Source organism: Halomicrobium sp. HArcel3 (genome assembly GCF_058933135.1).
Map to the genome: position 1 here is coordinate 207005 of NZ_JBZYDN010000002.1, position 13848 is coordinate 220852.

Consider the following 13848-nt stretch of genomic DNA (forward strand, 5'->3'; position numbering starts at 1 on the left):
GTGACTCGAAACGGAACGTGCCCCCGCGCTGGTACTCACGGATCAACGCCGAACACCGCACTCGCCGTTTGTCAGGGCTTAACACGACCGGGTTCCTAGCCGGAGGTATGTCAGACCAGACTCCCGTCGTCGTCGCCGCGAAGCGGACCCCGCTGGGCAAGGCAGACGGCGTCTTCGCCGACGTCCGGAGCGAAGACCTCTCCGTGCCACTGGTAAACGAGATACTCGCCGACACCGGCGTCGAGAGCGAGGCCGTCGACGACCTGATGTGGGGCTGTGCACAGCAGCGCGGCGAGCAGGGCAACAACATGGCTCGCGTCGTCGCACTCCTCTCGGAGCTGGGCGAGTCGGTGCCCGGGACGACGATCAACCGCTGGTGTGCCTCCTCGGCCCAGGCCATCGCGTCGGCGGCCGACGCCATCACCGCCGGCCAGCGCGATTGCGTCGTGGCCGGCGGCGTCGAGTCGATGTCCCGCGTCGAACTCGGCGAGAATATGCACACCGTCCACCCTCGCATCGCCGAACTGTACAACGTCGGCGACCTCCAGATGGGCATGACCGCCGAGAAGGTCGCCGAGAAGTTCGACGTCTCCCGCGAGGCACAGGACGAGTACGCCCTCCGGAGCCACGAGCGCGCGGCGGCGGCCACCGACGACGGCCGCTTCGCCGAGGAGATCGTGCCGATCGACACCGAGGAGGGCGCCGTCGAGGTCGACGAGGGGATCCGCCGCGACACCAGCCTGGAGCAGCTCGCGGGGCTCCCGACCGTGTTCAAGGGCGACGGGACAGTGACGCCCGGCAACGCCTCGCAGATGACCGACGGCGCCGCCGCGCTCATGGTCACCTCCCGCGCGTTCGCGGACGACCACGACCTCGACGTCCTGGCCGAAGTCGGGGACCACGAAGTCGCCGGCGTCGACCCGACGATCATGGGCGTCGGCCCGGTCCCGGCGGTCCGGAACCTCGCCGAGCGCACCGGCCGCGACCTCGACGACTACGACCTGGTCGAACTGAACGAGGCCTTCGCCAGCCAGTGTCTGTACTGCCAGCGCGAACTCGGCTTCGACGACGACCAGTTCAACGTCAACGGCGGCGCCATCGCCATCGGCCACCCCCTCGGCGCGACGGGCGCCCGGCTGCCGGTCACGCTGATCCACGAGATGCGCCGCCGCGGCGACGACCTCGGGCTGGCGACGGAGTGCGTCGGCTTCGGTCAAGGGATGGCCATCGAGTTCCACGTGCGGTAGTCGAGTCTCCGCCGAACGGAGTGAGTGAGCGGGGTGAGATGCCGCTCGCGTTCCGCTCGCGCCCCTCCCGATACGAGGCTTTACGGGCGCACCGCTCCATCGTTCACAGAATGAGTTCGGTCCGTCCACGGACGTCGCATCCCGGGTCTCGCCACCGTCCGGCCCGGTCGGGGGGCCGCCATCGGATGCGGCGGGGAAAATCGAGGGACCACGCCGGATCGACGTTTTCATTCACGCCCCACTCGGAGGGGATGACGAATGAGTGACTCGCCCGGCCCGAGCGATCCCGCGGACATCCTGCTCGTCGAGGACAACCCAGGCGACGTTCGCCTCACGCGGGAGGCGTTCGAGGAGGGGCAGATCGCCAACAACCTCCACGTCGCGACGGACGGCGTCGAGGCCCTGGAGTTCCTCCACCAGCGCGGCGACCACGTCGACGCGCCGCGGCCGGACATCGTCCTGCTCGACCTCAACCTCCCGCGGAAGAACGGCGACGAGGTGCTCGCGGAGATCGACGACGACCCCGTGCTCTCCCGCATCCCGGTCATCGTCCTGACGAGCTCGGAGGCCGAAGAGGACGTCGTCCAGTCCTACGAGTTGCAGGCCAACGCCTACCTGACCAAGCCGGTCGACCCGACGGAGTTCATCGAGATCGTCCGGTCGTTCCAGGAGTTCTGGCTCTCCGTCGTCCGGCTCCCGCCCATGGAGCGTGACGATGTCGAGTGACCCGCTCAGCGTCCTCCTGATCGAGGACAACCCCGGCGACGCCCGTCTGTTCGAGGAGATGCTGCGGGAGACGGCCGAACTGCCCCGCCGCACCGACGCCGGTAATTCCGGCGACGCCCTCTCGTTCGCCCACGAACAGCGCCTCGACGACGGCCTGGACGCGCTCGCGGCGGGCGACGCCGACGTCGTGTTGCTGGACCTGAACCTGCCCGACAGCACCGGTCTCGACACGCTCGCCACGGTCGTCGACGAGACGGGTATGCTCCCGGTGATCGTCCTCACCGGCCTCGACGACCGCGAGGTGGGTATCCAGGCGATCGAGCGGGGCGCACAGGACTACCTCGTCAAGGACAACGTCACGAGCGACCTGCTGGTCCGCTCGATCCACCACGCGCTCGAACGGAACCGACAGGACCGGGAACAGGCCCGCCGCCGCGAGCAACTGGAGGCGCTCAACCGCCTCAACCGGATCGCCCAGGACGTCACCCACGCCGTCATCACGACCTCGACCCAGGAGGAACTGGAGCGGGCGGTGTGTGACCGACTCGTCGACTCCGACGCCTACCGCTTCGCGTGGATCGGCGACGTGAGCGGTGCGGTCGGCGACGTCACCCCCCGGGCATCGGCGGGCCTCGAGGAGGGCTACCTCGACGGCGTCTCGATCACGGCCAGCGACGACGCCGAGAAGGGGCCGACCGGACGGGCGGTCCAGACCGGGGCGGTCCAGGTCATGCAGAACATCCGGACGGACCCGGCCTACGAACCGTGGCGCGAGGACGCGCTCGAACGCGGCTACCAGTCATCGGCCGCGATCCCGATACTCTACGGGGACGTCCTCTACGGCGTGTTGAACGTCTACGCGTCGTCGCCGAACGCCTTCTCCGACCCGGAGGCGGAGATCCTGGCCCGGCTCGGCAACGTCATCGGCCACGCCATCGCCGCCATCGAGCGCAAGGAGGCGCTGGTGAGCGACGCCGTCACGGAACTCGAGTTCCGGGTCGACGACTTCGCCGAGGAACTAACCGCCGTGACCGCCCAGCACGGCTGTACCGTCGAGATCGACAACCTCATCCAGAACGACGAGGCGGTGCTCGCCTACGCCCACGTCGACGGCCTCTCCCGCGAGCGGTTCCGCGAGGCGGTCGACCGCTCGGCCGTCCTCGACGACGCGCGGATCCTGGGCGGTGACGCCGAGGAGTTCGAGGTCGAGCTCGTCACCGACGCGGCCATGGCACTGTTCGACGCGCTCGCAACCCACGGCGGCAACGTCGACTCCGCCACCGTCGTCGACGGGGAGTTCCGTTTCGTCACCGAGGTCCCGGGCGGCCGCGACACCCGGCCCCTTATCGACATCGTCACCGACCACTGCCCTGGCGCGTCGCTACTGGCCCAGCGGACGGGCCAGCACCGGGACGACACCACCGCCCGCAGCCTCGCCTTCGAGGACCGGCTCACCGACAAGCAGCGCACCGCCCTGGAGACGGCCTACCTTGCCGGCCACTTCGAGTGGCCCCGGAAGACCAACGGCGAGGAGATCGCCGACCGCCTGGGCATCTCGCCGCCGACGTTCCACCAGCACCTCCGGGCCGCCGAGAAGGAAGTGTTCAGTCTGATGTTCGAGGACGAGTGACCTGTTCTCTGGTGTACTGTGCGGGTAGTTCTATGGGCTTTCATTGGAAGAAACGGCACCGCTAACACCCAGAAAGCCCTCGGCGCGCTCCGGTCCCGGGGCTTGCTGCGCGCCTCCCTACGGTCGGTGCTTACTGCGCCCGGGTTCCCGGACCCCGCCTCGCCCTTTCAGTCCACCGTCAGAGCAAGCTCTGACGAGCCCTGCCTCGCTACGCTCGGCAGGACCCCAGGCCAGCACCGCCCCTGCCCTCCCCCTGGTCGGCCGACGAGACGGCCTCCCGGCCGGGCGGTTGCCGAGCGGTCAGGAAGCGTGATTCGCGGCGGACGCCGCGAATTCGGGGAGGAGTGGTGGTTCCAATCGCGAGCGCCTCCGTGGCGCGAGCGAGGCTGGACCTGGCGGACTGAAAGGGCGAGGTGCGGTGAACGAAGCACGAACCCACAAGCACCGCAGCGGAGCGAGGAGCGCAGTGGGTTCGCGCGAGTTCAGCGCGCCGAGGGCTTTCTGGGTGTTGTTGGCGGTCCCGATTCCGACTCCAGAGAGCGCGCCGAGGGATTTCGAGTTGTTTGGCTTCGTTCTCACAGCGACGACGCTCCCAGATCGACAGGTCGTCGAACCGTACCGATCACACTGGACCGGTCCTCACTCCAGTTGCGCCTCGACGTCGTCGTAGTCTGGGAAGTCCGGCCACTCGGTGGCGACCCAGGCGTACTCGACAGTCCGCTCCGAATCGAGCACGAAGACTGCCGGCCGGGGTTCGACGACGCCGGCCATCCCGTCGAGTTCGTGGGTGATGTCGTACTCCTCGGCCACCGCCGCGGCGGGGTCGGAGTACAGGGCGTAGTCGTCACCGAGCCCGCGCTCCTCGATCAGGTCCTTGTGGGCGTAGGGGGTCGAGATGGACAGGCCGACGACGGTGGCGTCCCGGTGCCACTCCCGGTCGACGATTTCCTTCCAGACGTAGGTCGCGGGGAAGGCGCCGTCCATCGGGTGGAAGACGAGGACCGTCGGGCCGTCCTCGCGTTCGACGAGGTCCGAGAGGGCGACGTCCTCCCAGTACTCGTCGGTGACGAGCGGGCGGGTGAACTCCGGTGCCTGGTCGCCTTCCTCGGGGTGGTCGGCGGCCCCCAGATCGACGACGTCGAAGTCCAGGTCCATCAGGCGTCACCTCCCGTTCGCATTCCTCCGGTTTGCTCGTCGCCGTTGGTACCGTACGTCCGCTGGAGGTAGTCGACGATGTTGGCGCTCTCGCTCATCGTGACGCCGGTGTTCTCGTCGACGATGGCGGGTACCGTCCGCTTGCCCGAGAGGCGCTTGACGACGTCGCGCTCGGAGTGCAGCGGTTCGACGAAGCGCGACCGGTAGTCGACGCCCAGCTCCTGGAGCGTCCGGGTGACGCGCTCGCAGAAGGGGCAGGCCTGCAACCGGTAGAACGTGATCGGCTGGTCACTCATACGGTCGCCCTTGGAGAGTGAGCCCGGTAAGCCCACCGCTTCCGGGCTATTCCATGACAAACCTTAATCCACATGGCGCGTTAGTCCACACGTCGATGGCTCTGGACCCCCCTTTGCGAGGCGAGTCGCTGTTTGCATCGCCGCTGGCCCTGCAGGTCGGCGGCGTTCCGATCCCGGATAGTGCCGTCATCGCCGGTGGGACCGCCGTCATCGTGGTTCTCATCGGCCTCTCTGCTTTCTTCTCCTCCTCGGAGATCGCCATGTTCTCCCTGCCGTCCCACCGCCTGGAGGCGCTCGTCGAAGACGGCAAGCCCGGTGCGAGGACGCTCGAACGGCTCAAGTCCGACCCGCACCGCCTGCTGGTGACCATCCTGGTGGGCAACAACCTCGTCAACATCGCCATGTCCTCCATCGCGACGGGGCTGCTGGCGTACCTGCTCGGTAACCAGGGACTGGCCGTCGCCATCTCGACGTTCGGCATCACCGCCGTGGTGTTGCTGTTCGGCGAGAGCGCCCCCAAGTCCTACGCCGTCGAGAACACCGAGTCGTGGGCGCTCCGCATCGCGAGGCCGCTGAAACTCGCCGAGACCGTCCTGCTTCCGCTCATCGTCCTCTTCGACTACCTCACCCGCCAGGTCAACCGGATCACCGGCGGCCGCGCCGCCATCGAGACCTCCTACGTCACGCGTGAGGAGATACAGGACATCATCGAGACCGGCGAGCGCGAGGGCGTGCTGGACGAGGAGGAACGCGAGATGCTCCAGCGCACCCTGCGGTTCAACAACACCATCGCCAAGGAGGTGATGACCCCGCGCCTGGACATGGACGCCATCTCCACCGAGGCCTCCGTCGACGAGGCCATCGAGGAGTGCATCAACGGCGGCCACGCCCGCCTGCCCGTCTACGAGGGCAGCCTGGACAACGTCATCGGGATCGTCCACATTCTCGACCTGGTCCGCGACCGCACCTACGGCGAGGCCGACCGCGACGTCGACCTGGAGGACCTCATCGAACCGACGCTGCACGTCCCCGAGTCGAAGAACGTCGACGACCTGCTGACCGAGATGCGCAGCGAACGCCTGCACATGGTCATCGTCATCGACGAGTTCGGCACCGCCGAGGGACTCGTGACGATGGAGGACCTGACCGAGGAGATCGTCGGCGAGATCCTCGAGGGGGAAGAGGAGGTCCCCATCGAGTTCGTCTCCGAGGACGTCGCCGTGGTCAAGGGCGAAGTCAACATCGAGGAGGTCAACGAGGCCCTGGGGATCGACCTCCCCGAGGGCGAGGAGTTCGAGACCATCGCCGGCTTCATCTTCAACCGCGCCGGCCGCCTCGTCGAGGCCGGCGAGACCATCGAGTACGACGGCGTCGAGATCCGCGTCGAGCGCGTCGAGAACACCCGCATCATGAAGGCCCGCCTGCGCCGCCTCGAACCCGACGGGGTCGAGGAGGAACCCGAGGCCGACGCCGAAGCGTCGCCGGAGTGACGGGGAATCGGGTCCAGTTTTCCGCTACCTGTGGTAGGTGAGCCGCACTACTGCGTCGTCGATCCGCCGTTTCACCCCGCCGAGCCACGCCGACGGCGAGACGGCGCGCACCGCGGACTCGTCGACCTCGATGTGGCCGCCGGCGAACGGATCGGTGGCGGCGCCGTCGCCCGCTCTGTCAGCGCCGTCGCTACCGGCGTCTCCCTGACTGTCGCCCCCTTGCTTCGTGTCACCGTCGGCGGCCAGGTCCACGACGGTGCTCATCGAGCACCGGCCGCAGGCCTCCGTTCGCTTCCCGTTCACGTCCGGTGGTTGGGGCCGAAGCGTGTTAATTGTTGTCGCGGGATCGGTTAGGCCAGCTCGCCGTCGCTGGTGACGCCCGGTTCCGTCTTCGCTACCGCCCCTCGGGGTCGAACAGCTCCTGGAACACCTTCTGCTGGGCGGCCCGCAGGTGCTGGTGGTAGGTCGGCCGGGAGATGTCCATTCCCTCGGCGAGTTCGTCGCCGTCCACCTCCCGGGGCCAGTCGAAGAAGCCGCCGAGGAAGGCCGTCCGGAGCGCCGTCTCCTGGCGGTCGGTGAACCGGTCGAACAGCGCGGCGCGGAACTCCTGCTGGGTGTGGACCGGCCGCTCGTGCTCGTGGTAGCCCACGAGGTCGGTGTTGTCGTAGCGCTCGTCGACGAGGCCGAACACGTCGCGGGCCTCGGCCTCGTAGGGGAGTTCGATGGCGTAGCGGACGACGCCGTGTTCGCTCTCGATGCGCTTGGGGACGGCCCCCAGGTCGACGAGCGTCTCGACGAGCGACCCGTCCACGGTCACGTCGAACAGCGCCTCGCCCTCGTACTCGGCGACGCGACTGGCGGCCGTGACCGCCCCGTCGTCCTGGAGCGCGTCCATGACGTCGTCGCTGCGGGCCCCGGTAGTTGTGAAGTAGATGCGCAGCGAGCCGTCCTCCTGGGTGACGGTCCCGGTAGAACTGATCAGGGCGCCCGTCGTGGCGGAGAGCCGGGAGAACAGCAGGTCGTGGTCCTCGACGGCGAACTCCAGTTCGATCACCCGGTCGGCCGAGAGGATGCGCCCGCTCTCGAAGGCGTTGATGGTGTTGGCGACCGCGCGGCCGAGCGACTCCAGGACGACCTGCTCGCGACCGTCGAAGGCGTCCTCCCGGCCCGCACAGACGTAGAGGACGCCGTAACTGGCGTCGGTGTACTCGAGCGGGATGGCCATCACCGACTCGACGCCGGCCTCGTGGGCGGTCCGGAGCCAGCCCGACTCCGCCTCGGCCAGCGCGCGCACGTCGACGACCTGCGACTCACCCGTCTGATAGGCGGCCGCGCCCGGCGAGTCGCCGTCCATCGGCACGCTCTCGTCGGCGACGTAGAGGTTCGTCTCCCCGGTCCACTCGTGGGCGACCAGCGCCTCGCCGCGGACGTCCGGGCGGGCCAGCCAGGCGAAGACGTACGGGTCCGCCGCCGCGAGCTGGCTGCAGACGCCGAGTTCGACTTCCTCGCGCGTGTGGGCCTCGACGAGCACCTCCACGGTGTCCTGGACGAGCCCCTCGATGCGGTCGAGGATGGTGGCGATGCGGTGGCGCGCCTCGCGGACCTCTCGTTCCCGGCGGGCCCGGTTGCACGCCGCCGCTGCGTTGGTGGCCAGCAGCGCCGCCATCGTCCGGTCCACTTCGTCGAACGCGCCGGGCGTCGTCGCGCCGATGCTCAACGTTCCGTGGACGCCGATGGGGAAGAACATCGCTCCCCGGACGGGGTCGCGGTCGAAGTCGTCCTCGAGGGCCTTCACGTCGTCGTACACCGCCGGCTCGCCGGAGGCGAACACCTTCCCCGGCAGTCCCTCGTCGAGGCTGTACGTCGGCCGCTCGCCCATCCGCTCGACGGCGTTCTCGCTGGCGGCGACGGGTTCGAGCACCCCCTCCTCGGGGTCGTACAGCCGGACGACGCTCATGTCGTAGTCCAGCACCGTCTCGACGGCCCGCGTCACGACGGCGGCGATGGACTCGCGGCTGGGCGCCTGCATCAGGTCCCGCGAGATGGCCTGGAGCTGCGTGATGGTCTCCGGGCTCTGCGCGACGCTCGTGGGGGCTCCGTCACCGGCACGCTCGATAGCTGCGTTCCCGCCCTCGGCCTCCCGGAGTACCCGTTCGATCCGGTGTGCGAGGACGGCGTAGCGTTCGTCGCCGCTCCGCTGGACGTAGTCGGCCGCGCCGTCGGCCAGCACCGCCTCGACGGACCGCTCGTCGCTGTCGCCGAACAGGACGACCGGAACCTCCGGGTGTCGCTCGCGGATGCGTTCGAGGACGGTCTCCTCCGTCCCGTCGGCGACCAGGCAGTAGCCGTCCGCCGACTCCCCGAATTCCGGTGCCGTCGCGACAGCGAACGAGTCCGTGAGCTTCCGGAGCGTGCTCGCGGTCCGGGCGACTGCCTTCTCGTCGGCACCCGTCACGACGACTGTTGGTCCCTCGGCCATACCTAACAGGTTAGTGCATCAGCAAATATAAGATACTGTCGCTCGGCGAACAGGTGCCCCCGACAGCCCGCCTGCCCGATCGCGATGGACCCCTCAGCGGTCGAGTTCGGTGACGTCGACGGCGCCGTCGCCGGTCACCGACACCGCACAGCCCGCGTAGGTGAACTCGACGCGGACGGGCGGCGCGGTGGTCGCCGACTCGTCGCCCGCTACCAGCGCGTCCAGCGCGTCCGGGTCGAGGACGCCGTACAGCGGTTCGAGCGTCATCGGGTCCGCACCGGTCTCCGCCGCGACGGCGGCGACGACGGCCTGACTCGCTGACTCCGCACTCGCCGTCTCGACCGCACCCATTGTCGTAGACATGTTCTGTTCGTACACTATCGACCCCCATTTCTCCAGTGGCTATCCCTGTAGTGGCAGGCCGATTTCGGGGGCTATTCTGATAGGGGTCGCGGGGGCGACCTGCGACGGTGATTCCGGCGTAGTGGTCGTCGAGGGCGTATCTCGGCAGGAAACTGCTTTGGCTGCTCGCAGATTGCTCGCAGCAAAATGGCTCGCGGCTCACGAGATCATCTGCGCAAAAGGTTGCGATAGATGATTTACCAAGTCAGAACGTGAACGCCTGACGGAATTATGAACAGAACATCTGCGAACGTGACAATCAGAACAAGCACAGTAGTAAGTTGTCCGACAATCCGTAGATTTGTTTCGTCTAGCTTATTTTCCTTGTGCAGTACCCCAATAATAAGGAAGATTGTCAACACAGCAACCCAATGGAGGAATGAAAATTGAGTGGATGGCATTCCCCAGATTCGATAAAAACCGAGATTGGGTCCAATGGTTTCCTGAGCGACTATCTTTGTATACATAGTTATGGATGCCAGCGTTAGAACCACCGCAGCAACTGATACCGAGATCGGCCATGGACCAACAATGGAAGAACGAAAATCCTCAATGTCATCCTCAAGTTCTTGGACTACTAATGAAGCGCCAATGAACGCCTCCGTGAACGCATAGTGAGCCGGGATAGCTACAAGCACAAGTGGTGCGATGATCAATCCCTGGGCGCCAGTTAGGTTTGCAGCTTTGTTGAGAACAAAGGTGCTATATTGAGGTAAGAACCAAAAGAGACCAAGAGCGCCTACAAATATTGCTCCAGAAACGTCCACATTCTCATAATCAGAATCGTTCTGGATATAATCTACAATCGGAGTGAAGCGTGTATAGACAAGCATCAAAAATACACTAAAGGCGAGTTCCCCCATCACTTGTAACGCCTGCGAAAACAGGCTAGTGGCAGTAATTACAGCGATTCCAAGAATAGTAGTACAGAGAGCAACCAAAATATAGCCAATATCGGAGACTGTTGGAAGCCCTCCCTCTGAAGAGATTCTAGAAAAAGACTGTCCAGCGATCCAAAAAGCTGCTATTGCGAAAATAACCAAGCTAGATACAGTAGCAAGACGGGCAGCTAAACTTTCTGTACTTCCCGGCCACTGATTATTGAGAAATACTGTAATGGTCCCAAATATACCCATTATGGCAAATTGGGAATAATATTCACCAAGAAACCACCCAATACCTTCTTTTTGTTTACCATCAGGTGTAGTCATGCTATCCAAAAGATGTGAGATGTTGTAGAAAGGGTTTCGCCGCTATATACTCTGCCAATATTGGTATAAAACCGTCAATGAAGATGCGCCGTCCGGGAATTGAACCCGGGCTCTAGCCTTGGGAAGGCTATGTCCTACCACTGGACCAACGGCGCCCATCACAAATTGTGCGAGCGCGTCACTTGAACGTAGCGCTTCGCTCGAACTGCCCGTTCGTCCGGAAACGTTGCGCCATCGGGGAGCTATTTGTCGCTCGACGGCCAAGAGTCGTCCATGTCCGAGTCCACCACTGTCCGGCGGGCGGAGTCGCCGCTGGATGTCTCGCTCTCCGAGGACGAACTGGCGGCCCACCGCGAGCACATCACCGATTTCATCGAGTCCATGGTCGCGGAGGCGGGGGCCGACGGGGCGGTCATCGGCCTCTCCGGCGGCATCGACAGCACGCTAGTCGCGCACCTCGCCGTCGAGGCGCTGGGCGCCGATTCGGTGTACGGCCTCGTGATGCCCAGCGAGGTCAACCGGGAGGCGAACATGAGCGACGCCGAACGCGTCGCGAGCGACCTGCTGGGCATCGAGTACGACGTCGTCGGGATCGAGCCCATCGTCGACACCTTTCTGGAGGCCTACCCCGACGCCGAGGGCGACACGATGGCGGAGGGCAACCTCATGGTCAGGACGCGCGCCGTGCTGAACTACCTCGCCGCCAACCACCGCAACGCGCTCGTGCTCGGCACCGGCAACAAGAGCGAGGCGCTGGTGGGCTACTTCACGAAGTACGGCGACGGCGCCGTCGACTGCCACCCCATCGCCAACCTCTACAAGGCCCAGGTCCGTCAGCTGGCTAAACACGTCGACGTCCCTGCCGACCTGGCCGAGAAGACCTCCTCCGCCGAGATGTGGGTCGGCCAGACCGACGAGGAGGAGATGGGCCTCGACTACCCGACGCTCGACTCCATCCTCGCGCTCCACGTCGAGGGCGGCGTCTCCAAGTCCGCGACCGCGACGGAGATCGGCGTCGACGAGGCCGCCGTCGAACGCGTCCGCGAACTCAACACCCAGAGCGCGCACAAGCGCCACGTCCCCCCGGGGCCGGATCCGCTGTACTGAGTGGTTTCGGGCTTCCTAGTTTGCGTCTTTGAGGGTTGTGTCTGGTGGTGCCACCGTCGATGTGGTTTCGTTCGCATCTTCTGACTACGATCGGTACAGTGTGTAGAGATCTCGTTTGGTGACGTTCGAACTGGTGACGTGACTGAGGATACAAACAACTCGAAAGCCCTCGGCGCGCTCGCGGCCGCTCAGCGGGATACCCTCACGTCCGCTCGGGTAGTGCCCGCTGAGCGACTGCCCTTTGGCGCGAGCCCGCCTCGCCCTTTCATTCCTCCAGGGACAGCGTTGCTCGCGCGGCCTTCGGCACGCGCTCACGATTATCTCCCCAACCCTCCCCGGTCGCGCCTGGCGGCGCGACACGCTTCCTTTAGCAACCGCGCGGCGGTCGGCCGGGAGCGCGTTTCATCGCGCGACCAGGGGCAGGGCAGGGCTGCGGTGCGGTTGCCTGGCGGATGAAAGGGCGAGGCGCGGTGAACGAAGCACGGACCCCCAAGCACCGCAACGGAGTGAGGAGCGCAGGGTGGTCCGCACGAGTTCAGCGCGCCGAGGGCTTTCTGGTTGTTAGCGGTCTCCTCTCTTCAGGCGAAAACTCACAAAACACCCACTCACACCCTATCGCGGCCGAACAGGGTTCTCGGGGCCGCGGCCGATGAACTCGCCAGTGAACTGGCGGACGGTCTCGGGGTCGTACTCGTCCATCGTCAGGCGGTTCTCCCAGGCCGTCAGGACGTATGCCGATTCGGGGTCGTCCTCGGGGGTGGGGACGACGACGAAGCCCTGCCAGGTGCCCGTGTAGGTCTGGGCGTAGGACCGGAGGTTCTCCTCGGCCTCGGGGCTTAGCTGGTCGGGGTCGTAGTAGACGACGATGTGGCCGTGTTCGAGCGAGTGGACGAGCAGGCCGTAGGGCTGGGGCTCCTCGTAGAAGCCCGGGTTCACGACGCCGAAGTAGTGGGTGCCGCCGGTCGGGGGCGTCCGCTCGTAGTCGATTTCCGTTCCCTGCTCGACGTGGTTGTTGCCGGACGACGGTTCGTTCTGGACCTGCGAGATGACCGCCTGGTCGCCGCGGTTCGGGAGGTCGGTGGCGCCGCCGCCGCCCGACCCCGCGAACAGCGTCAGGTAGGCGACGAGTCCCAGCCCCACGACCAGGACGAGGCCGAGGACGGCCGGACCGGTCGGAATCGCGCTCCCGTCGTCGCGCTCCAGGTCGTCGACGCGCCGCTGGTCGATCGAGCCGAGCTCTCCCTCGTGTGCGTCCCGGAGGTGAGCCAGGTAGGAATCCTCGTCTTCGAACGCGGCGTCGCAGTAGTCGCACTCCGGCATTGGTCCACCGTGGGCGCTAGAAGGATTCAACTGTTACGCTTCCAACGATATACGAATCGACAGGCCCAGTTACCCGTCCTCGTCAGAGCGTCTGCCGACCAGGTCGGCGAAGCTCTGCCGTTCGCGTTCCTCCTGGCTCGTGGGGTCCGCCGGATTCCGGAGCAGTTCGGCGACGGCGCGGACCGAATCGGCGTCGTTGCGGGCGATCTCGTCGGCGACTGTCCGCGGGTCGTCCACGACGCGGGAGACCAGGCCCACTCCCCTCGCTTCCTCGGCGTCGAGGACGCGGCCGGAGAGCGCCAGGTCTGCCGCGACGCCGCGGCCGACGACGTCGGGGAGGCGGGCCGTCCCGCCCCAGGCGCCGAACAGCCCCAGCGAGACGCCGCTCTCGGCCAGGGTCGCCTCGGGCGTACAGACCCGGACGTCACAGGCGAGGGCGAGTTCCACCCCACCGCCGCGGGCCGCACCGTCGATTCCGGCGACGGTCGCCCCGTCGTAGGTAGCGAGCGCGCGGGCGACGTCCTGCCCTTCGGCGGCGAACGCTGCCCCCTCGTGCTCGTCCAGGGCGTCGACCACGTCCAGGTCCGCGCCGGCGCAGAACGCCGCGCCCGCGCCGTGGAGATAGAGGACGGGCGCCGACGCCTCCTCGATGGCCGCTCCGAGCTCGGCCAGCCCCTCGCGGGTGAGCGCGTTGCGGCGCTGTGGGCGGTCGAGCGTCACCACAGCGACGTCGCCGTCTGTGGCCGCGTGAATCACGATTGAGTGGACCCTCGGCGTTTCCAAAG

General features: G+C 66.4%; 13 protein-coding genes and 1 tRNA gene. 5 read left to right on the top strand and 9 right to left on the bottom strand.

Features of this window, described 5'->3' with window-relative positions; all coding sequences use genetic code 11:
* Positions 1-107: 107 nt before the first annotated feature.
* The 3 genes from AC5FRV_RS06810 (at position 108) to AC5FRV_RS06820 (ending at position 3603) form a co-directional block, all read left to right on the top strand.
* Positions 108-1247, top strand: coding sequence for a thiolase family protein (locus AC5FRV_RS06810; protein ID WP_493560349.1), 1140 nt, complete (start codon positions 108-110; stop codon positions 1245-1247).
* Positions 1248-1505: 258 nt separating this feature from the next.
* A complete protein-coding gene (locus AC5FRV_RS06815; protein ID WP_493560350.1) occupies positions 1506-1973 on the top strand; it encodes a response regulator in 468 nt (155 codons plus the stop codon).
* Complete coding sequence (locus AC5FRV_RS06820) at positions 1963-3603, top strand: bacterio-opsin activator domain-containing protein (protein WP_493560351.1); 1641 nt, start codon at positions 1963-1965, stop codon at positions 3601-3603. Before AC5FRV_RS06815 ends, AC5FRV_RS06820 begins: the two co-directional genes overlap by 11 nt.
* 639 nt (positions 3604-4242) lie before the next feature.
* Here the strand turns inward: AC5FRV_RS06820 and AC5FRV_RS06825 are convergent.
* Both AC5FRV_RS06825 and AC5FRV_RS06830 read right to left on the bottom strand, forming a co-directional pair.
* Complete coding sequence (locus AC5FRV_RS06825) at positions 4243-4758, bottom strand: redoxin domain-containing protein (RefSeq protein ID WP_493560352.1); 516 nt, start codon at positions 4756-4758, stop codon at positions 4243-4245.
* Positions 4758-5054 carry a glutathione S-transferase N-terminal domain-containing protein gene (locus AC5FRV_RS06830; protein ID WP_493560353.1) on the bottom strand — a complete coding sequence of 99 codons (297 nt, stop codon included), beginning with the start codon at positions 5052-5054 and terminating at the stop codon, positions 4758-4760. Before AC5FRV_RS06830 ends, AC5FRV_RS06825 begins: the two co-directional genes overlap by 1 nt.
* A gap of 95 nt (positions 5055-5149) precedes the next feature.
* On the opposite strand from AC5FRV_RS06830, the gene AC5FRV_RS06835 reads away from it, so the two are divergent.
* On the top strand, positions 5150-6544 hold the full coding sequence (locus AC5FRV_RS06835) for a hemolysin family protein (protein ID WP_493560354.1): 1395 nt from the start codon (positions 5150-5152) through the stop codon (positions 6542-6544).
* 24 nt (positions 6545-6568) lie between these two features.
* Here AC5FRV_RS06835 and AC5FRV_RS06840 read toward each other — a convergent pair whose 3' ends face one another.
* The 5 genes from AC5FRV_RS06840 to AC5FRV_RS06860 form a co-directional block, all read right to left on the bottom strand.
* Complete coding sequence (locus AC5FRV_RS06840) at positions 6569-6847, bottom strand: DUF8007 family protein (protein WP_493560355.1); 279 nt, start codon at positions 6845-6847, stop codon at positions 6569-6571.
* Positions 6848-6938: 91 nt separating this feature from the next.
* Positions 6939-9023: a bacterio-opsin activator domain-containing protein gene (locus tag AC5FRV_RS06845; RefSeq protein ID WP_493560356.1), complete on the bottom strand. Its 2085-nt coding sequence runs from the start codon at positions 9021-9023 to the stop codon at positions 6939-6941.
* 93 nt (positions 9024-9116) lie between these two features.
* Complete coding sequence (gene ddfA / locus AC5FRV_RS06850) at positions 9117-9386, bottom strand: DdfA family disk-determining factor (protein ID WP_493560357.1); 270 nt, start codon at positions 9384-9386, stop codon at positions 9117-9119.
* A gap of 236 nt (positions 9387-9622) precedes the next feature.
* Positions 9623-10636, bottom strand: a complete 1014-nt coding sequence (locus AC5FRV_RS06855) for a hypothetical protein (protein WP_493560358.1) — start codon at positions 10634-10636, stop codon at positions 9623-9625.
* 84 nt (positions 10637-10720) lie between these two features.
* Positions 10721-10791 (bottom strand) — tRNA-Gly (locus tag AC5FRV_RS06860).
* A gap of 118 nt (positions 10792-10909) precedes the next feature.
* Between AC5FRV_RS06860 and AC5FRV_RS06865 the strand changes: the two genes are divergently transcribed.
* Positions 10910-11743, top strand: coding sequence for an NAD+ synthase (locus AC5FRV_RS06865; protein ID WP_493560359.1), 834 nt, complete (start codon positions 10910-10912; stop codon positions 11741-11743).
* Between the two features lie 612 nt (positions 11744-12355).
* Here AC5FRV_RS06865 and AC5FRV_RS06870 read toward each other — a convergent pair.
* A complete protein-coding gene (locus AC5FRV_RS06870) occupies positions 12356-13063 on the bottom strand; it encodes a thioredoxin-like domain-containing protein (protein ID WP_493560360.1) in 708 nt (235 codons plus the stop codon).
* 69 nt (positions 13064-13132) lie between these two features.
* Positions 13133-13819 (bottom strand): enoyl-CoA hydratase/isomerase family protein, encoded by a 687-nt coding sequence (locus AC5FRV_RS06875; RefSeq protein ID WP_493560361.1) that lies wholly within the window; start codon positions 13817-13819, stop codon positions 13133-13135.
* Positions 13820-13848 lie beyond the last annotated feature (29 nt).

What these genes read in the sequence shown, in the direction of transcription:
- AC5FRV_RS06830 (WP_493560353.1), bottom strand. Translation starts at nt 5,054, where the DNA reads ATGAGTGACCAGCCGATCACGTTCTACCGGTTGCAGGCCTGCCCCTTC.
- AC5FRV_RS06870 (WP_493560360.1), bottom strand. Translation starts at nt 13,063, where the DNA reads ATGCCGGAGTGCGACTACTGCGACGCCGCGTTCGAAGACGAGGATTCC.
- AC5FRV_RS06865 (WP_493560359.1), top strand. Translation starts at nt 10,910, where the DNA reads ATGTCCGAGTCCACCACTGTCCGGCGGGCGGAGTCGCCGCTGGATGTC.
- AC5FRV_RS06835 (WP_493560354.1), top strand. Translation starts at nt 5,150, where the DNA reads ATGGCTCTGGACCCCCCTTTGCGAGGCGAGTCGCTGTTTGCATCGCCG.
- ddfA (WP_493560357.1), bottom strand. Translation starts at nt 9,386, where the DNA reads ATGTCTACGACAATGGGTGCGGTCGAGACGGCGAGTGCGGAGTCAGCG.
- AC5FRV_RS06855 (WP_493560358.1), bottom strand. Translation starts at nt 10,636, where the DNA reads ATGACTACACCTGATGGTAAACAAAAAGAAGGTATTGGGTGGTTTCTT.
- AC5FRV_RS06845 (WP_493560356.1), bottom strand. Translation starts at nt 9,023, where the DNA reads ATGGCCGAGGGACCAACAGTCGTCGTGACGGGTGCCGACGAGAAGGCA.
- AC5FRV_RS06820 (WP_493560351.1), top strand. Translation starts at nt 1,963, where the DNA reads ATGTCGAGTGACCCGCTCAGCGTCCTCCTGATCGAGGACAACCCCGGC.
- AC5FRV_RS06810 (WP_493560349.1), top strand. Translation starts at nt 108, where the DNA reads ATGTCAGACCAGACTCCCGTCGTCGTCGCCGCGAAGCGGACCCCGCTG.
- AC5FRV_RS06815 (WP_493560350.1), top strand. Translation starts at nt 1,506, where the DNA reads ATGAGTGACTCGCCCGGCCCGAGCGATCCCGCGGACATCCTGCTCGTC.
- AC5FRV_RS06825 (WP_493560352.1), bottom strand. Translation starts at nt 4,758, where the DNA reads ATGGACCTGGACTTCGACGTCGTCGATCTGGGGGCCGCCGACCACCCC.